Here is an 18,738-nt window from a genome sequence, read left to right as displayed (position 1 = left end):
TCACGGCTTGTTTCGTACGTGTGAAGAAACCCTCAACATCCCTGGAACGGCCAGGGGTCACCTCAACCGAACGGTGCGCGATCAGCGCAGAGCGTATTCAAGCGTGTGGCGCTCGTAGTCGAGAAGGCGCAAGTCGCGCATAGGGCGCCTTAAGTGCCCTTTGTGCACGATACGCACGAATGCCGGATCTCCCGCCGCCGCCATCCGGCGGATGCCCTCGACGTGGTCGACGATCCGCTTCCGGATCGTGCGCACCAGCCGGTGCCGGTCCCGCGGGATCAGCCCGTACGCGTCCGCGAACAGTCGCAGGCGGCGCGGGCGGTTCGGCCGCTTCCAGCCCAGCGTGTACGAGTCGCGGTCGGAGAACAGCGGCACCCAGGTCCACGCCGCGTACGCCACGTCGTAGATCCGCGCACCCGGCGACGCCAGGTCGAAGTCGATCAACGCGAGCGTGCCGTCTGGCCGCCAGATCACGTTGTGCGGCGCCGCGTCGTGGTGGCACACCACCTCGGTGTCGGGGGGCGGCGGCCCGAAGGAGCGCCACACCGCGCTGGGCGGCGGCTGGAAACCGTACTGGGCGTCGTGGAACATCCGCAGCATCGTCGCGACCGTGACGAGCGCCTCGTCGGTCACCCAGTGCGGCGCCAGCGGGTACTCACCGCACTCGCCCTCCAGGTAAGACAGCACCTCGCGGTTGCGGTCGTCCATGCCGAGGGCGCGCGGCGAGCCGGTGAACCCGACGTACTCCAGGTGGCGCAGCAGCGCGTGGACCGACGGCGTCCACGGGCCGGCGTTGCGCCGCACCGTGTCGCCGACGCGCACCACGGTGCTCACGTTCCCGCCGCGGAGCGGGATCTCTTGCGAAGTCACGTACGGTCTCCCGAGGCGCGGCGCCTGATCGCGGTAAGTCACCCGAGGTTACGCGTCCGTGCCAAGGAGCGCGTCGACGAATGCGGCCGGATCGAACGGCGCAAGGTCATCGGGCCCCTCCCCCAGACCGACAAGCTTCACTGGTATCCCCAGCTTGCGCTGTACGGCGATGACAATGCCACCTTTCGCCGTGCCGTCGAGCTTTGTCAGCACCACGCCGGTCACGTCGACCACCTCGGTGAACACCCGGGCCTGCTCCAGGCCGTTCTGCCCGGTCGTGGCGTCCAGCACGAGAAGGGTCTCATCGACCGGCCCGTGCTTCTCCACGACCCGCTTGACCTTGCCCAGCTCGTCCATCAGGCCGACCTTGTTCTGCAAGCGGCCGGCCGTGTCGACCAGTACCGTGTCGACGCCCGTCTCGACGCCCCGTTTGACGGCGTCGAACGCGACGCTCGCCGGGTCGGCGCCCTCGGGCCCGCGCACCACCTCGGCACCGACCCGCCCCGCCCACGTCGCGAGCTGGTCGGCCGCCGCGGCACGGAAGGTGTCGGCCGCGCCCAGCACCACCGAGTGGCCGTCGGCGACGAGCACCCGCGCGATCTTGCCGCAGGTGGTGGTCTTGCCGGCACCGTTGACACCGACGACGAGCATGACGGTCGGCTTGCCCTTGAAGGTCAGCGACCGGTCCAGGTCGGGATCGAGCGCCGCGAGCAACTCCTCCGCGAGCAGCCCCCGCAGGCCGGCGGCGTCGCGGGTGCCCAGGACCTTGGTGCGGTCGCGCAGCCGCTCGACGATCTCGCGGGTCGCCTCGACACCGACGTCGGCGGTGATCAGGCTGTCTTCGATCTCCTCCCACGCGTCGTCGTCCAGGCGGTCGCGGGACAGCAGGCCGAGCAGCCCCTTGCCGAACACGCTCTGGGAGCGGGCGAGCCGGCCACGCAGCCGCACCAGCCGCCCCGCGGTCGGCTCGGGAGCCTCGATGGTCGGCGCTTCGACGGCCGGCTTCTCGGTGACCTGTGGAGTCGCCTCGACGACCGGGGCGTCTGACACCGGTGGCGCGGTCGACGCGGACGGGGGCGGCAGTGAGCGGCGGCGCAGCCGCGGCACCACGAGCCCCACGCCGGCGAGCACCAGCACACCGAGCAGGACCAGAGCGAGGACGAGGTACTCCATGCAAGAAATCCTGACAGATAGCCGCTCGCGCGGCGCGGCGAGGTTGATAGGTGGCGCACAGTGTCACCGGGTAGAGAGGATGTCTGGCGAACCTTTCCCCGGAGGCTGCGTACATGAAGCCCGGCACGAACGCTGAACTGCTGATCGGCCCGCTCCTGCGCCGCGTGGTGGGCACGCGCGCCACCATCTGGGTGGAGACCAGCGCGCCCGCCCTGGTCCGGGTTCGGGCTGGCGACGCCGGTGGGGAATCGCACACGTTCACCGCTTTCGGGCACCACTACGCCCTCGTGGTGGTAGAGGGGCTGGCGCCGGGCACGACCGCGCCGTACGAGGTATTTCTCGACGGATCGCTCGTGTGGCCGGAGGCGGGTTCCCAGTACCCGAAAAGTGTGATCCGGACCCGCGACCGCGACGATGGCGCGCAGCCGGTGCGGCTGGTCTTCGGGTCTTGCCGGGAGACGACGCAGCACGTCACGGCGCGCAAGCTGCCGCCCGACGCGCTGGACGCCTACGCGCGGCGGCTGATGCTCGCCGACGAGCCCGCGCCCGACCTGCTCGTGCTCCTCGGCGACCAGGTGTACGCCGACATCCCCTCCCCGGCGGTGAAGCGGTTCCTGAGCCGCCACCGCAAGGACGGGCACGACGGGCCGGCGCACGAGGTGGTCAGCTACGAGGAGTACACGCAGCTCTATCTGGAGTCGTGGCGCGACCCGGAGATGCGCTGGTTGTACGCCAGCGTGCCGAGCGTGATGATCTTCGACGATCACGAGATCATCGACGACTGGAACTCCTCGGCGGCGTGGCGCGACGACATCAAGCAGCAGTCGTGGTGGACCGAGCGGATCGCCAGCGGCCTCGCCTCCTACTGGGTCTACCAGCACCTGGGCAACATGGAGCCGGACGAGCTCGCGGCCGACCCGGTCTATCAGAAGGTGATCGCCGCCGAAGACGCCACCGAGGTGCTGCACGACTTCGCCATCGGCGTCGACGCCAACGGCGGGTACCAGTGGAGCTTCGCGCTCGACGTCGGCCGCACCCGGCTCGTCGTGCTCGACAACCGGTGCAACCGGGTGCTGGACCCCGAGCGCCGCTCCATGCTGCCGCCAGCCGAGTGGGAGTGGCTCGCCGACCAGGCTCACGGCGACTACGACCACCTGGTGGTGGGCTCCTCGCTGCCGTGGCTGCTCCCGCCCGGCGTCCACCACCTGGAGGCGTGGAACGAGCGGATCGCCACGTCGCCCCGGCCCCGGGTGTCCGCGTTCGCGGAACGGGTGCGGCGGGCGTTCGACCTGGAGCACTGGGCGGCGTTCCATCAGTCCTTCGACGCCCTGGCGGCCCTGTTTGCCCGAATTGGCGCGGCGCCCTCCGGCCCCTCCTCGATCAGCGTGCTGTCGGGTGACGTGCACCACTCGTACGTGGCGCGGGCGCTCTTCGGCGCTCGGGTTGCCGCGCCCGTGCACCAGCTCACCTGCTCGCCCGTGCACAACCAGGTGCCGTCGTTCATGCGGCCCATGCTCCAGGTGGGCTGGTGGCGGATCCCGGCCACGGTGGCGCGGGCGCTGGCGCGCGCCGCACGCGTCGCGGCACCGAGCGTGCGGTGGCGGAAGGTCGCCGGACCATACTTCGGCAACGCCGTCGGCACGCTCGACCACGACGGGCGCTCGGCCCGCGTGACGATCGAGGGTACGACGACAGACGGCGCCCTGCGCACGGTGGCGGCCGTCGACCTGGCCAGCTAGTAGCAGGTCACCTGCGGATACACGACCGCCCCGGTGCCGACGTATCCAAAGGTGTGGCTCTGACTCGGCTGGATCACGCCGCCCGAGGGATACGGCGGCGGGTAGATCATGACCTGGGTGCTGGAGACCGTGAACGTGCCGCCCCAGCCCTGGATGATGTAGCCCGGCGGTTGCAGGACCACATTTGCCCGCCAGCTCACCGGCCTGGCGCTGATGTTGCGGATCGTCGTGTTGACCATGTATCCGTTGCTCCACTGCCCGGCCAGCACGCTCGACACCTCACAGAGCGGGTCGGCCGCCTTGGCCGGCGCGCCCGCGAGCAGTGTGGCCAGCGCACCCACGGCCAGCGCCGCGGCGATCTTCATCCGGATGCCCATGTCTCAATATACATCTGTCGATGTGTTCGAGTGGCCCCATGACAGAGCTAGCCGGCATGGCCTGGACAGCACCGCCCGTCGAACGCAAACAAGAGCCTGTCCTTGGTGACGAGCGCACCATGTTGGAGGGCTGGCTCGACTACCACCGCGAGACGCTGCTGATGAAGTGCGCCGGCCTCACCGCCGAGCAGCTCAAACTGCGCAGCGTCGAACCCTCGACACTGAGCCTGCTCGGCCTGGTGCGGCACATGGCCGATGTGGAGCGGAGCTGGTTCACCCGCCGGTTCCTCGGCGTCGACATCCCCTTCCTGTACTCGACCGACGCGAGCCCCGACGGCGAGTTCGACGATGTCGACCAGGCAGACGCCGAGGCCGATTTCGCCGTCTTCCGCGCAGAGGTGGAGCGAGCCCGGCGGGCGGCCACCGGTCACTCCCTCGACGAGACGTTCATCCATTCGAGGACGCACGAAAAGATGAGCCTCCGGTGGATCTATATCCACATGATCGAGGAGTACGCCCGCCACAACGGGCATGCGGATCTCATCAGGGAACGGATAGACGGAGCCACCGGAGACTGACAAGCTCGCGTGAGGTTTTCCCGCGTTAGCGGGGCCGGCTTGATAATGTGTCCGCTGTTGTCGATCAGCCGGTCGGGAAGCGCTGGCAGGGGGCGATAGCCATGGAGCGATCGGCCCCGCCGGGGGACGGCGTTGGGCCATGGGCGCCTTCCGCGATCTTTGCTGCCACCGGTGTCGCGATCACGATCCTCTACGCGGTCACCGACTCGACCCCGGTCGCGGCTGCCGCGTTCACCGTGGTCGCACTGGGCACCGTGGTCGCTCTCATGGTCGGTCCCCGGATCCACAAAGCGCAGCCGAGCCGCCCCTGGCAGCTGCTCGCCGCCGCCGGGCTGCTCTTCCTCATCGGCGCGCTGGTGCGGCCGTGGGCCGCCGACCAGAGCGGCGCCACGGCGCTGGTCGGCGACGCGTTCACGCTGCCGGGATACCTGTTGATGTTCCTGTCGCTCGGCGGCCTGCTCCGCAGCCGGGGCAGCCTCCAGCGGCACGCGGTGATCGACGGGCTGATCGTGTGCGTGGGCGCCGGGCTCGCGTCCACGCTGCTGCTCGCCATGCCGGCGGCCACGATCGAGGGACGGCCTCGGGCGGTGTCCGTGCTCGCCGGGGTGTACCCGCTCCTCGACGTCGTGCTCGTACTGCTGCTCGCCAGCCTCGCGTTCACCACGTACGGCCGGCGCCCCAGTTACGTACTGCTCCTGGGCGGGCTGTTGCTGCTGCTGGCCGGTGACGTCGGGTACGCGATCATGGGCGTCGACGGCAACCTCGCCGGGTCGGCGCTGGCAGACCTGCCGTTCCTGCTGACGTTCACGCTGATCGGTGCCGCCGCCCTCCACCCCTCCATCGCAGACATGAGCCGCCTCACGGTCGTACCGGTGCAGGCCTGGTCGTGGCGCCGCCTGCTGCTGATCGGCCCGGCCCTGGTCATACCGTTCGCGCTCACCGCCGTGGTCGCCGACGAGTCGATGGCCGCCCGGGTGGTGCTCGCCGCCGGTGGCACCGTGATGGTGTCGCTGCTGCTCGCCCGCGCCGTCTCGGCCGTACAGGACTACGCCGCCGCTCAGGTCAGGTCGGAGTACCAGGCCACACACGACCCGCTCACCGACCTACCCAACCGCCTGATGCTCAACGCGGAGATCAGCCGCCGGCTGGCTACCGCCCCCATCAACGGCGACACCACCGTCTGGGTGCTCTTCCTCGACCTCGACGGCTTCAAGCTGGTCAACGACTCGTGGGGCCACGAGGCCGGCGACCAGCTGCTGATCGAGGTGGCCGGGCGGCTCCGCGAAACCGTGCCCGAGCCGGCGATGGTGGCCCGCGTCGGCGGCGACGAGTTCGTGGTGGCGTGCACCAGCACCCGCCCCGAGACCCTCAAGCTGGTCGACCGGATCATGGAGCGGCTCAGCGCCCCGCTCCACGTCGGCAGCGCCGAGGTCGTGATCACCCCGTCGATCGGCGTGGTCGGCGCACCGGCCGGCATGGCGCCCGTCGCCGCGGTCGCCGCCGTGACCGCCGAAGCCCTCATGCGCGACGCCGACACCGCGATGTACCGCGCGAAGGCCGACGGGCGCGGGCGGTGGACCGAGTTCGACGCGTCCATGCACGAGCGGGTGCGCGACCGGGTCGAGATCGAGCTCGCCCTGCGCCACGCGCTGACCAGCGGCCAGCTCAGGCTGGCGTACCAGCCGATCGTCGAGCTGAGCACCGGACGGCTCGTGGGCGCCGAAGCACTCATCCGCTGGACGCACCCGACCCGCGGCCCGATCTCACCGACCGCGTTCATCCCGATCGCCGAAGACAGCGGACTGATCTCCGCCATCGGCCGGTGGGCGCTCGACCAGACGGTGCGCCAGCTGTCGATCTGGCGGCGCGGAAAGCTCGTCGCCGAAGACTTCTGGATCTCCGTCAACGTCTCGCCCCGCCAGCTCCGCGACGCCGGCCTGCCGGGCATCCTGGCCGACACCCTGACCAAGTGGAACGTACCGAACACCGGCGTGGTCCTGGAGATCACCGAGTCCGTGATGATCGATGCGTCCAGCGTCACCGACCAGGTACTTTTCGACCTGCGCCGGCTGGGCGTAAAGATCGTGGTCGACGACTTCGGCACCGGATTCTCCGCCCTCGGCTACCTGCGTCGACACCCCGTCACCGGCGTCAAGATCGACCGCTCGTTCGTCGACGGGCTCGGCACCGACGCCGAAGACGAGGAGATCGTCCGCGCCGTGGTGGCGATGAGCGCCGCGCTCAAGCTGACCGTGGTCGCCGAGGGCGTCGAGACGCCGACCCAGCAGAACGTGCTGTCGGCGCTGGGCGTGGTGGTCGGCCAGGGCCACCTGTGGAGCGCCCCGGTCAAGCCGCAGGAGTTCACGGAGCGCTGGTTGACCCTCGAAGAGTCCATCCCCGACCCCGAGAACTAACCGTTAGGAAGCGGCGGGGAATTCGTAGGACCAGTAGGCCTGGGCGTCTAGGCGTTCGGGGCGTACGTCGCCTTGGCGGGCCAGGATCGTGCGGACCACCTGCGGCATCCGGCGCACCTCTTCGTTGCGACCGCAGAAGTCCATGACCGCGATCCCCGGCGCGATGACCGCTCGCATTTCAGTCACCAAACGCACGAATGTGGCAGACCCCTGATGTTCCGGATGAATCGCGTAGAAGCCGCAGTACCAGATGCGCCGCTCGGCGTACAGTGCCGGCCAGCGGTACTCGAAGTAGTCGGGTGACACGAGCGGCATCGCACCAAGGTCGTTGGTGAGTGTCGCGAGCGCCAGCATCCGCCCGTCCGACGGGTCGCGGACCACGTACTTGCGGATCCGCGCGTCCCGCATCTGCTCGTCGAATTCGCCCCGGAGCATCACGTGCCGCTGCACGGCGCGGGTACGCAGTTCCTCGAACGCCTCGCGGTACACCTGCCACGCGGGCTCCATGAGCTCCGGGGGAAGGAGCCAGTGAGCCTCGATCACCATGCTGCCTCCACCCACGCTGTTGACCTTGGCGGCAGCAACTTACCCGAGTGGAGTTCACCTTTCCGCCCCGGGCCGGCACGCGCCCACGCGGGTTCTAGAAATAGAACTTCCATATTTAGAAGTATTGCGCTGCAATTCTTCTACCGACGGAAGCGTGCAACTAAGGACATTCCACCAGAGAGGCGCGCAGGTACTTCAGGTCGGCGGGATCCGTCCACCGGTACGCCAGCAGCCGGGCGACCCGGGCGCCCCGCACGACGCGGTCGGAGTCGTCGATCAGCAGCACCCGGTCGGGCGGGGTGCGCAGCGCGGTGCAGGCCGCCGCGAAGTACTCCTTGGCGGGCTTGTGCGCCCCGACGACCGACGAGTTGACCACCGCGTCGAACGCATCGGTCAGCCCCAGCAGGTCAAGATCGGCGTCGAGCCGGTCGGTGGCGTTCGTGGCCAGCCCGACGGGTACCCCCGAGGCGCGCGCCTCACCGATGAAGGCGAGCACCTCCGGGTCGACCTCGCCCCGGTACTCCTGCCACTTCGCCACCGCGTCAGGCGCACCCAGAGCCGCGGCCACGGAGGACATCCACTCGTCATGGGTGATCTCACCGGTGATCGCCGGGCGCAGGCGGTGCCACGCCATCGCGGTATCGAGCAGCGCGCCCTCCGCCAGCCCGAATGCCGACTCGATCGCCGTGGGTACCGCCGGATCCCACCGGCGCAGCACGCCGTCCAGGTCGACCAGCAGCGCGGTCGGCTTGGCACGGACCATCAGGCGGCCTCGTCGTCGGTGTTGAGCCGCTGGCTGATCACTTCGGTCACGCCGGCGCGCATGGTCACGCCGTACAGGGCGTCGGCGACCTCCATCGTGCGCTTCTGGTGCGTGATGATGATGAGCTGGCTCTTCTCCCGCAGCTGGGTGAAGAGCGTGATGAGCCGGCCCAGGTTGACGTCGTCGAGAGCCGCCTCGACCTCGTCCATGATGTAGAACGGGCTGGGCCGGGCCCGGAAGATCGCCACGAGCATGGCGACCGAGGTCAGCGACCGCTCGCCACCGGAGAGCAACGACAGCCGCTTGATCTTCTTGCCGGGCGGCCGGGCCTCGACCTCGACGCCCGTGGTCAGCATGTCTTCGGGGTCGGTGAGCACCAGCCGGCCCTCGCCGCCCGGGAAGAGCACCGTGAAGACCTTCTCGAACTCGCGAGCGGTGTCCTCGTACGCGCTGGTGAAGACCTCGAGGATGCGGTCGTCGACGTCCTTGACGACCGTGAGCAGGTCGCGCCGGGTCGCCTTGAGGTCTTCGAGCTGGTCGGAGAGGAACTTGAAGCGCTCCTCCAGCGCCGCGAACTCCTCCAGCGCCAGCGGGTTGACCTTGCCGAGCAGGGTCAGCTCGCGCTCCGCCTTGGCGGCCCGCTTCTCCTGCGTCTGCCGGTGGTAGGCGGCTGGTTCCGGTGAAGGCTTGTCAGCAGCCGCGGCCGCGGCGACCTCGGCCTGTGTCGGCGGCACCGGCTGCTCCGGCCCGTACTCGGCCACGAGCGTCTCGACGTCGAGCGCGAAGTCTTCCGCGGCCTTGATCTCCAGCTGCTCGATGCGCATCCGCTGCTCGGCGCGGGCCACCTCGTCCCGGTGTACCTCGCTGGTCAGCCGCTCCAGGTCGGCGCCGAGGCGCTTCGCCGCACCGCGTACCTCGGACAGCTCAGCCTCGCGCGCGGACCGCGACTGGGCGATCTCGTCACGGGCCCGCTCCGCGTCGGTGAGCGACACCGCGACCCGGGCCAGCGCCTCGCGCGCGCCCACCTCGACGGCACGGGCGATCGTGGCGCCCCGGACGCGGGCGGCACGGCGGGCGGCGGCCCGCTCACGTGCGGCGCGCTCGGCCGCCGCCTGGCGGGCCAGCGAGTCGGCCCGGCCGGCGATGGAGGCGACCCGCTCCTCAGCGGTGCGCACCGCCAGGCGGATCTCCATCTCGTTCTGCCGGGCCTGCGGCACCGCGGCGGCGAGCTGGTCGCGCTCGTCGGTGTCCGGGTCGTCGTCGATCGCGGTGTCCTCGGCCATCCGCAGTCGCTCTTCGAGGCCCTCAAGTGCCTCCAGGTCGCGCTCGCGGGCCTCCTCGGCCTTGCCGCGCGACGCGGCCAGGCGCTCGGCCTCGGCCTTCGCGGAGCGCGCGGCGGCGCCCAGCTCGGCCAGCCGCCGCGCGGCGGCGTTGCGCTGCCCCTCGGCCTCGCGCTTGGCGGCCGCCGCGACGGTCACCGCCTCTTTGCGCTCGGCGACCTCGGCGCGCGCCTCGTCGAGCTGCTCGCGGAGCCCTTCGATCGTCTCCTCGGCGGTCGCGACGTTGGCCCGGGCCTCCTCGACCGCCGCCTGCACCTCGATGAAGCTGGGGGCCTTGGCCGAGCCGCCGGCCGCCGCGTACGCGCCGACCACGTCGCCGTCGGGCGTGACAGCGCGCAGTTCCGGGTTGGCGGTCACGAGCCGGCTCGCGGCTTCGAGATCCGGCACGAGTACCACGTCGCGCAGCGCCCGGTGCACCGCCGGCCGGATGCGTTCGGGGCAGCGGACCACGTCGGGCGCCCACCTGGCCCCGTCGGGCAGCGCGGGGCGCAGGGAGTCCAGCGAGCCGATCATGCCGGGTGCCGCGGCACCGCCCACGAGCAGGCTGGCCCGGCCAGCGTCTTGGATCTTGAGCAGCCGCATCGCCTCGGCGGCCTCGTCGACACCGGCCACCGCCACCGCGTCGGCCAGCGCGCCCAGGGCGGCGGCCAGGGCGGCCTCGTGCCCCGGGTCGACGGACAGCATCCCGGCCAGGCTGCCGATCAGCCCCGGCACCTCGTCGGCCCGGGCCAGCAGGGCGCCGGCACCGTCCTTGCGGCGCAGCCCCATGGCCAGGGCTTCCTCGCGCGCTTTCCAGGTGGCCGCGTCCTTCTCCGCCTTGCGCTCGGCGTCGGACAGGGCCCGTACCGTCGCGCTCGCCGCCTCGTGGGCCGCCACCGCCTCGGCGTGCCGGGCGTCCAGGTCGGCGTTGTCGCGGTCGGCCTCGCTGGACAGCTCGGCGACGGCGTCGACGTCGGCCTGCGCCTTGTCGGCCCGGCCCTGCGCGTCGGCGTGCGCGGCGGCCAGCCGGGAGATCTCCTCGGCGGCGCTGGTGGTGCGGGCGCGCGCCGCGTTGACCTGGCCGGTCAGCTTGGCGAGCCCCTCGCGGCGGTCAGCAATGGCCTTGGCGGCGGTACGCAGCGCGCGCTCGGCGTCGGCGAGCTGCCGCTCCAGCTCCTGGCGCCGCTCCACCGCCTCGGCCAGGTGCGCCTGGTCGGCCTGGAGCGCGGCGCGCAGCTCGTCTTCCTGGGCGCGCACCTTCTCCGCCTCGGCGGCCAGCTGGTCGGGGTCACGCCCCGGCCGCTCGTCATCCGGGGTCGCCGACAGGTGCCGCAGCCGCTCGCTCGCGAGCTGCTCGGTCGAACGGAACCGCTCCTGGAGCGCGGACAGCTTGTACCAGGTGTCCTGCGCGGCGGTCAGCAGCGGCGCGTCTTCGGCGAGCGCCGCCTCCAGTACGGCCATCCGCCGCTGTACCTGCTCGAAGTCGACCTCGACCTGCTCGCGCCGCTCCCGCAGGGCGGTCTCGTCGGCGATCTCCTTGTCGAGCGTGGACCGCAGGGTGGCGAGGTCGTCGGCCAGGAGCCGGAGCCGGGCGTCGCGCAGGTCGGCCTGGATGCCCGCGGCGCGCCGGGCCACCTCGGCCTGCTTGCCGAGCGGCTTGAGCTGGCGGCGCAGCTCGGCGGTCAGGTCGGTGAGCCGGTTGAGGTTGGCCTGCATCGCGTCGAGCTTGCGCAGCGCCTTTTCCTTGCGCTTGCGGTGCTTGAGGACGCCGGCCGCCTCTTCGATGAACGCCCGGCGGTCTTCCGGCTTCGCGTGCAGCACCGCGTCGAGCTGGCCCTGCCCGACGATGACGTGCATTTCCCGGCCGATGCCGGAGTCGGAGAGCAGTTCCTGGATGTCGAGCAGCCGGCACGAGTTGCCGTTGATCTCGTACTCGCTCTCACCCGAACGGAACATCCGGCGGGTGATCGACACCTCGGTGTAGTCGATGGGGAGGGCGCCGTCGGTGTTGTCGATCGTCAGCGTGACCTCGGCGCGCCCGAGCGGCGCACGGCCGGCGGTGCCGGCAAAGATGACATCTTCCATTTTGCCGCCGCGGAGCGCCTTGGCGCCCTGCTCGCCGAGCACCCAGGCGATGGCGTCGACGACGTTGGACTTGCCGGAGCCGTTGGGGCCCACCACGCAGGTGATGCCCGGCTCCAGCCGCAACGTCGTAGCGGAGGCGAAGGACTTGAAGCCCTTGACCGTCAGGCTCTTGAGATGCACTTCCGTCAATTCTCGCCCGCTGTGACCTCGGGCGCTCGCTGGTGGATGCTCCTCCGCAGGGTAACCCGAACCCCGCGCGCCGGCCCGACACGCCGCGCTCCGCCTGTGGCGCTCGCTCCGCTCACGCGGGGCGCCGGGGCGGCGTCAGGGCAAAAAACTGCGCGCCGCCACTGCTGTGTCGGCGCGCTTTTTCTGTGGTGCGTGTGGTGTTGGACACCGGGCGCCGGTGGTGCCGGCGCCCATCAGGTGATCAGGTCAGAGCCGGTTCCGGAATCCGCAGCAGATCGCCTGCTTCGGCGGCTGCCGCCGCGAGCCGATCGTTTTCGGCACGCAACCTCGTGACCTCGAACTCCAGTGCCTCAACCCTGGCACGCAGTCGGGTGACCTCGTCGAGCAGACGCCGATCGGGCGCCGCACCTACGTGGCCGTAGAGGGCCTTCGCCATATCGTCTCCTTGTAATGCGCTGCCGGAGTGGCCGGCCAACGCGCGCCCAGCAAAATTCCCCGCGACTATCAGCCCACGGGCACGCGCGGGCATGATTGGGCGCGACTGGCGACACCCCTATACTCCGCCGATACTCGCTCTTCGTCAAGTTACGTAGCAGTAGCTCACATGCGGCTTTGATCACTCTATTCCGCGGACATGGTCGCATCCTTGGCGGGTCCTTAGATCTTCCTTAGCCCGATTGCACGCTCTGACCAGGGCACATACGGTCGCACCCGGCCGAACCCCTCAAGGACCGGAGGCATCACCGTGCCCGGGCGAAGCGATCAAGACCGTTCCGAGCCGCCTACCAAGGGCGCCGGGCGGCACCGCCACGCCAGCCGGGTTCCCGGTCCGCTGGGTCTCGCACTCCTCGTCGGCGTCCTGCTGTTGACCTTCGGCGGCGGCGCGGCGCTCCTGCGCCCCAGCCTCGCCGACGATGTCGACCCGCGCGTCAACACCGCCGCCGACAGCGACGGCGGCGTGGGCGGCTTCGGCGCCAACTCCATCGCCGGCACCGGGGCGCCCGGCTCGACGCCTACCCCGGCCGCCACGCCCAGCCCCACCCCGAAGGGCACGCCCACCCCCAAGGCGACCACCCCGGCACCCAAGCGCACGACGACCAAGCCGAAGTCCACCACCACCAAGGCGGTCACCGGCGGCAGCACCGCGCAGTCCGCGGACGAGAACGAGGTCGTCGCGATCACCAACCGGGAGCGCGCCGCCGCCGGCTGCGGCCCCGTCACGGTCAACGCCAAGCTGGCCAGCGCCGCCGGGGCGCACAGCAAGGACCAGGCCGACCACAACACCATGTCGCACACCGGCAGCGACGGCAGCTCGCCGTGGGACCGCTCCGAGCGGGCCGGGTACGACAACGCGATCGGCGAGAACGTCGCGGCCGGGTACCGCACGCCCGCCGCCGTCATGGACGGCTGGATGAACAGCCAGGGCCACCGAGCCAACATCGAGAACTGCGACGCCAAGGCGATCGGCGTCGGGCTGGCCTACGCGAGCGACGGCACGCCTTACTGGACACAGATGTTCGGCTCCGTCGCCTAGCCTGTTGGGCTCCGCCGCCTAGCCCCTTGGCTCTGTCGCCTAGCCGACAACCGACCCGCACGGGGCGCCGCTGACTCGTTGCGCCAATCATGCGGGTCGCGCTCATCAGCGAGGACACCTACCCGTACGTCCGGCGAGGCGCCGCCACCTGGTGCCACCAGCTGCTGCACGGGCTGGATCGGCACACCTTCCATCTGGTCGCCTTGATCTCGGCCGCCACGGTGCCGGAGCCGGCGTACACGGTGCCATCCAATGTGTCGACCGTGTCCGCGTACCCGATCAATGGCCGACCGGTGCGGCACCGGAACAGGCCGGCGGCGACCGCGGCGGCCGTCATCCTGTGCCGGGGTTTCCTCAGCGAGGAAACCGAGATGTTCGCGGACGGCCTGCGCCGGCTCGCGGACCTCGCGATCGGCGGGCATCCGCTGCACGGAGTGCCGCTCGCCGACGTGCTGCTCGACGCCTGGCAGGCGGGCCGCCGGCCGGACAGCCCGCGGATGTCCGTCCGCGACGCGCGGTCCGCCGCTGAGTTGATCGAGTACGCCTTACGGCCGCTCGCCGTTCGACTGCCACCCGTCGACCTGTGCCACCCCGTGGCGGCCGGGCTCCCGCTGCTGGTCGCGCTGGCGGCGAAGTGGCGATCGGGTACCCCGTTCCTGCTGAGCGAGCACGGCACGTACCTGCGCCAGGTCGAGGGCAGCCCCTCCGTCCGCGCCGTCCTGCTGCGTTTCTACCGGGCGCTCACCAGGCTCGGGTACGCCGAGGCCGCGCTCATCGCACCGGTGAGCCGCTTCAACCAGCGGTGGGACCTGCGGCACGGCGCCGACCCCGCCCGAGTGGTCGTCGTGCCGGGCGGAGTGGAGCCGCTGCGCTACCCCGTCCTGCCCAACGAACCGCTCGTGCCCACCGTGGTCTGGGTGGGCAGCATGGTGCCGCGCAAGGACCTGCACACGCTGATCAGGGCGTTCCGCCGGGTACGCGACGCGGTGCCGCACGCCGGGCTGCGACTTGTCGGTCCGCAGGACGATCCCGGGTACGTCGCCAGCTGCCGCCGCCTCGTCGAGCGGTTGCGCCTCGACGGCGTGGTCCGATTTGACGATCCGGTCCAGTCCAGCCGCCAGGCGTTCGCGGCCGGCCATCTGGTGGCGCTGTCGAGCGTCGCCGAAGACATGCCGTACCCCCTCGTGGAGGCCATGATGTGCGGCCGCGCCACGGTCAGCACGGACGTCGGGGCGGTCTCCGAGGTCGTCGGCGACACCGGCCTGCTCGTGCCGCCCGGTGACCCGGTCGCCCTGGCCGGTGCCTGCGTCGACCTGCTCGCCGACCCGGCGCGCCGCCGGCGCCTCGGTGCCGCCGCCCGGGCCCGCGCCCTGCGCCTATACACCGTCGACACCGTGCGGCGGGCCTACACCCACCTGTACCGAGAGGTCACCGCCGCATGAGTTCAGTTACCGAGCTGGCCCAGCGTTTTCAGGGGCCCGTGGTCGATGTCGACGAGTTGGTCGCCGCCCTGGAGGCGACCGGCATCAACGACCGCGAGGCGGCACAGCGGTACGGCGCACCGTCGGTCTTCGCGCTCGGCGAGCAGGTACTCGGGCACCTGCGCGAGCAGCCCGCGCCGTGGCGCGTGGACCGCCAACCACCCCCGTACCTGGCCGGAGCGCTCGCCCGCGCGGCGCTTCTCCTGTGCGCCCTGCTGCCGCTCGCCTTCCTGAGCGACTCGTTCGGTGCCCCGGTGCTCGCCGCCCTGGCGCTCGTGCCGCTGGTCCGCGCGCTGACGCCCTCGGGCCTTTCCCGCGCCCCTTCCAGTCAACCCCTACGGCCGGTATGGCGCGGACTGCACGTCGCTCCCCCGTCCCTCGTGCGCGAGCGGGTGGCGAGGGCGCTGGTCGGCCTCGTCGAGGCGGCCGCCATCGCGCTGGTCTGGTGGACCGCGCCGACCCTGCAGCCGCTCCTGGTGGCCGTGCCGCTGGCCGAGATCGTGGTGGCCTGGCACCGCAGCCGGGCGACCGCCGGCCTCGACGGGTACGAGGACCTGCGCGCGTTCCGCCGCGAGGTGCGCGGGCTCGCCGCCGTCACGGTCGTCGCCCTCGTACCCCCGCTCGTGGTGGGCGCGGCGCTCGCCGCTGCCGCGTACCGCCTGCCGTATCGGCTCTCCAGCCATCCGCAGGCGCGTGATCTGGTACTCGGCATGGCCGCGGCGACGCTCCTCGGTGGGCTGCTCGCGGTGACGGGACTGCTGTGCGCACGGGGCCGCATCGTCGCCGCCGCGGTGGTGGCCGCCGCCCCGCTGGCCGGTACGGCGGTGGTGGCGTGGCTCCTGCACGCGGTGGTACCCGGATTCGCCGCCCTGCCCGCGGTGGTGGCGGCGACCGGTATCGCGTACCTGCTGGGGCTCGTCGTCGCGGCACACTCCACTTTCGACCCGGACGAGTACCGGTGACCGAGCCGTTCCTGACCGGCCTGATCGACCTGCACCATGGCGACCGCCCGCTCGCCGACGTGCTCGACGAGGTGGAGCTGTGGGCCAATCGCCGCGTCGACGGGCTCTTCCTGGACCAGGCGCCCGCCGACGCCGCCGGGGTCGGTGCGGTCGCGCTCGCCGTTCGGGTGGCCCGCCGGCTCGGCTTCCAGCAGGTCGTGCTGAACCCCGGCCGCCCCGTCGACCCGCGATACCGCGATCTGCACGCCGAGATCTGCACGTTCGAGGGGGACTGGACGCGGTACCAGCGGTGGTCGGGCGAGGGTTCGCAGCCCGGTGACGGCCACCTCGTGTACGGCGTCCCGCCCGCCCAGCAACCAGCGGCTCACCGCCTCCTCGCCGCACGGCAGGCCGGCCTAGCGTACGTAACCGCCGCCCCCTCCCTACGTGATCAGGGCGTCCCCCAAGTTGTTCTAGCAACTTGAGGGACGCCCTGATCACGGCGTACTAGCGCACGCCGATGAGCTCGCGGGGTTCTTCGGAGGTGTCGGCGTGGCGCGGGGCGGGGCGCTCGCGCAGGAACTTCGGCGCCCACCAGTTCGCCTTGCCGAGCAGCGTCATCGCCGACGGCAGCACGACCGCCCGGATGATGGTCGCGTCGAGCAGGATCGCGGCGGCCAGCCCGATGCCGAGCTGCTTCATGTCGATGGTGCTCAGCGTCGCGAAGATCGAGAACACCGCCACCATCACGATCGCCGCGCTGGTCACCACACCGGCCGAGCTGGTGATGCCGTACGCGACGGCCTCCTTGTTCGGCACGCCCCGACGGACCGCCTCGCGGATCCGGCTGACCACGAAGACGTGGTAGTCCATCGACAGTCCGAAGAGGACGACGAACAGGAACAGCGGCAACCAGGTGACGATCGACTCCATCGACGTGAAGCCCAGCGGGCCCTCCGCCCACGTGCCCTGGAAGACCAGTACCAGCAGGCCGTACGACGCCGCTACGGACAGCAGGTTCAGCAGGATGGAGGTCAGCGCGACCACCACCGAGCGGAACGTCAGGGCCATCACCAGGAAGGTCAGCAGCATCACGAAGCCCATGACAAGCGGGAGCTTGCCACGGATGTGCTCGGCGTAGTCGACGCTGCCGGCCACGTCGCCGCCGACGGCGTACTCCACTCCGGACAGTTTGCCGAGCGTCGCCGGGATCAGCTGGTCCCGCAGCTTGTCGAGTGACTCACTGGCCTCATCGGCGCGGCTGGCGTACGGCGTGGCGACCTCCAGCGTGCTGACCGTGCGATCAGCGGACACCTGGATCTCCGGGCCACTTTCCTCGACCGGCGCGAACAGCGGGTCGTTGCCGGCACGCGACGCGAGATCGGTCAGGGCAGCCTTGACATCGTCCGCTTTGGACGCTGGAGCCTGGACGGCTACGAAGTGGACGGTGCCGTTGCTGGGGAACGCCGCGGCGAGCCGGTCGTACGCCTGCATCGCCGGGGTGGTGCGCGGCAGGTCCTCCATGCCGGGGAACTTCATCTTCATGCCCAGTGCCGGCACGGCGAGTGCGAGCAGCAGTCCAACCGAGACGAGCAGGGTCACCAGCGGGTGCCGCAGGGCGGGGCGCAGGACAGCGGGCCAGAACTTCGGCGCGCCCGAGCGGCGGGCCGACAGGCGCCACAGCAGCGGTACGCGGGGCCGGTCGACCCAGCGCCCCAGCTTGGCGAGGATCGCCGGCAGTACCGTCAGCGAACCGATCACCGAGACGGCGACCACCAGGATCGAACCGACGGCGAGCGACGAGAACACGACGTCGGTGGCCAGGAAGAGGCCGGCCATGGCGATCATCACGGCGATACCGGAGACGACCACCGCGTGCCCGGATGTCTCCGCGGCGATCTCCACCGCGTCGAGATGGCCGCGTCCCTTGGCGCGTTCCTCGCGCTCGCGGCGGATGTAGAAGAGTGAATAGTCCACGCCGACCGCGAGTCCGATGAGGAGGATCACGCTGTTCGTGGTGTCGGTCGAGGGCAGCAGATGTGAGGCCAGTGTGGACAGACCCATCGCCGCGAACACGGACGACATCGCGAGCAACACCGGCACACCAGCGGCGATCAGCGCGCCGAACGCCACTATCAGGATGAGCAGCGTCACCGGAAGGCTCAGCATCTCGGCGCGTTTGAAGTCGTCGCCGAGCGTGTCGTCGAGCGCCTTGTTGATGGACGGCCCGCCGACCTGCTCGACGCGTACGTCGGGATGCGCCTGCTGAAGGCCGGTGGTCGTCGCCTGCAACGGCGCCAGCCGGTCAGACGCGGTGTCGGGGTCGCCGGTCATGGTGATGGCCACCAGTACCGCCGAGCCGTCTCGCGCCTGCACGGGATCCGCGACGCTGGCGACGCCCTCGGTGGCCTTCATCCTGGTCACCGCGTCGGCGGCGGCCGCGTCCGCGGCGGCCCGGTCCAACTGTCCACTGGGGGCGGTGATGAGCACGTTCTCGGTGGCGAACTCGTCGAAGTTGCCGGCGATCTCGATGACCGAGGCCCGTCCCGCCTCGCCGATCGCCTCGTCTTCGTCGGTCGCCTCCTTGAGGCCAGCCGCGCTGCCCCCCACGAAGCACACGGCCACGAAGACCACCCACAGCGCGATGGCACGCCACGGATGCTCGGCGCTCCATCTCGCGACCCGTACGGTCATCGGTCGCTTGCCCATCTCGGGCTCCCCCTGTCGTC

15 protein-coding genes are annotated in these 18,738 nt (G+C 71.0%); 7 read left to right on the top strand and 8 right to left on the bottom strand.

Annotated elements, in window-relative coordinates:
- Window positions 1-81 precede the first annotated feature (81 nt).
- Window positions 82-912 carry an aminoglycoside phosphotransferase family protein gene (locus QMG73_RS07395; protein WP_281893308.1) on the bottom strand — a complete coding sequence of 277 codons (831 nt, stop codon included), beginning with the start codon at window positions 910-912 and terminating at the stop codon, window positions 82-84.
- 6 nt (window positions 913-918) lie between these two features.
- The gene (ftsY, locus tag QMG73_RS07390) at window positions 919-2,043 is read right to left on the bottom strand and encodes a signal recognition particle-docking protein FtsY (protein ID WP_281893307.1); all 1,125 of its coding nucleotides are present in this window, start codon (window positions 2,041-2,043) and stop codon (window positions 919-921) included.
- Between the two features lie 113 nt (window positions 2,044-2,156).
- Here ftsY and QMG73_RS07385 point away from each other — a divergent pair, with 113 nt between their 5' ends.
- A complete protein-coding gene (locus QMG73_RS07385) occupies window positions 2,157-3,782 on the top strand; it encodes an alkaline phosphatase D family protein (protein ID WP_281893306.1) in 1,626 nt (541 codons plus the stop codon).
- Here QMG73_RS07385 and QMG73_RS07380 read toward each other — a convergent pair.
- Window positions 3,779-4,159: a cellulose binding domain-containing protein gene (locus tag QMG73_RS07380; RefSeq protein WP_281893305.1), complete on the bottom strand. Its 381-nt coding sequence runs from the start codon at window positions 4,157-4,159 to the stop codon at window positions 3,779-3,781. The genes QMG73_RS07385 and QMG73_RS07380 overlap by 4 nt on opposite strands.
- Window positions 4,160-4,215: 56 nt before the next feature.
- Between QMG73_RS07380 and QMG73_RS07375 the strand changes: the two genes are divergently transcribed.
- Entirely contained in the window at window positions 4,216-4,737 is a 522-nt protein-coding gene (locus QMG73_RS07375; RefSeq protein WP_281893382.1) for a DinB family protein, read from the top strand.
- A gap of 101 nt (window positions 4,738-4,838) precedes the next feature.
- Window positions 4,839-7,151, top strand: coding sequence for a putative bifunctional diguanylate cyclase/phosphodiesterase (locus QMG73_RS07370; protein ID WP_281893304.1), 2,313 nt, complete (start codon window positions 4,839-4,841; stop codon window positions 7,149-7,151).
- 3 nt (window positions 7,152-7,154) lie between these two features.
- On the opposite strand, the gene QMG73_RS07365 is transcribed toward QMG73_RS07370, so the two are convergent.
- The 4 genes from QMG73_RS07365 to QMG73_RS07350 all read right to left on the bottom strand — a co-directional run bounded on the left by QMG73_RS07365 (window position 7,155) and on the right by QMG73_RS07350 (window position 12,489).
- Window positions 7,155-7,697: a hypothetical protein gene (locus QMG73_RS07365; RefSeq protein ID WP_281893303.1), complete on the bottom strand. Its 543-nt coding sequence runs from the start codon at window positions 7,695-7,697 to the stop codon at window positions 7,155-7,157.
- A gap of 160 nt (window positions 7,698-7,857) precedes the next feature.
- Window positions 7,858-8,460 carry an HAD-IA family hydrolase gene (locus QMG73_RS07360; RefSeq protein WP_281893302.1) on the bottom strand — a complete coding sequence of 201 codons (603 nt, stop codon included), beginning with the start codon at window positions 8,458-8,460 and terminating at the stop codon, window positions 7,858-7,860.
- Entirely contained in the window at window positions 8,460-12,044 is a 3,585-nt protein-coding gene (smc, locus tag QMG73_RS07355) for a chromosome segregation protein SMC (RefSeq protein ID WP_281893301.1), read from the bottom strand. The genes QMG73_RS07360 and smc overlap by 1 nt, the downstream gene beginning before the upstream one ends.
- A gap of 250 nt (window positions 12,045-12,294) precedes the next feature.
- The gene (locus tag QMG73_RS07350; protein ID WP_265253161.1) at window positions 12,295-12,489 is read right to left on the bottom strand and encodes a hypothetical protein; all 195 of its coding nucleotides are present in this window, start codon (window positions 12,487-12,489) and stop codon (window positions 12,295-12,297) included.
- 309 nt (window positions 12,490-12,798) lie between these two features.
- On the opposite strand from QMG73_RS07350, the gene QMG73_RS07345 reads away from it, so the two are divergent.
- The 4 genes from QMG73_RS07345 (at window position 12,799) to QMG73_RS07330 (ending at window position 16,494) form a co-directional block, all read left to right on the top strand.
- Window positions 12,799-13,587 (top strand): CAP domain-containing protein, encoded by a 789-nt coding sequence (locus QMG73_RS07345; RefSeq protein ID WP_281893299.1) that lies wholly within the window; start codon window positions 12,799-12,801, stop codon window positions 13,585-13,587.
- Window positions 13,588-13,676: 89 nt separating this feature from the next.
- Complete coding sequence (gene pelF / locus QMG73_RS07340; RefSeq protein ID WP_281893298.1) at window positions 13,677-15,029, top strand: GT4 family glycosyltransferase PelF; 1,353 nt, start codon at window positions 13,677-13,679, stop codon at window positions 15,027-15,029.
- Window positions 15,026-16,030, top strand: a complete 1,005-nt coding sequence (locus tag QMG73_RS07335) for a hypothetical protein (RefSeq protein ID WP_281893297.1) — start codon at window positions 15,026-15,028, stop codon at window positions 16,028-16,030. The genes pelF and QMG73_RS07335 overlap by 4 nt, the downstream gene beginning before the upstream one ends.
- Window positions 16,027-16,494: a spherulation-specific family 4 protein gene (locus QMG73_RS07330; RefSeq protein ID WP_281893295.1), complete on the top strand. Its 468-nt coding sequence runs from the start codon at window positions 16,027-16,029 to the stop codon at window positions 16,492-16,494. The genes QMG73_RS07335 and QMG73_RS07330 overlap by 4 nt, the downstream gene beginning before the upstream one ends.
- A gap of 22 nt (window positions 16,495-16,516) precedes the next feature.
- Here the strand turns inward: QMG73_RS07330 and QMG73_RS07325 are convergent, their stop codons facing one another.
- Window positions 16,517-18,718 carry an MMPL family transporter gene (locus QMG73_RS07325; protein WP_281893294.1) on the bottom strand — a complete coding sequence of 734 codons (2,202 nt, stop codon included), beginning with the start codon at window positions 18,716-18,718 and terminating at the stop codon, window positions 16,517-16,519.
- Window positions 18,719-18,738 lie beyond the last annotated feature (20 nt).

This window comes from Phytohabitans aurantiacus (assembly GCF_027923225.1).
GTDB classification, from domain to species: Bacteria; Actinomycetota; Actinomycetes; order Mycobacteriales; family Micromonosporaceae; genus Phytohabitans; species Phytohabitans aurantiacus.
This window is presented reverse-complemented; position numbering and strand designations above follow the sequence as displayed.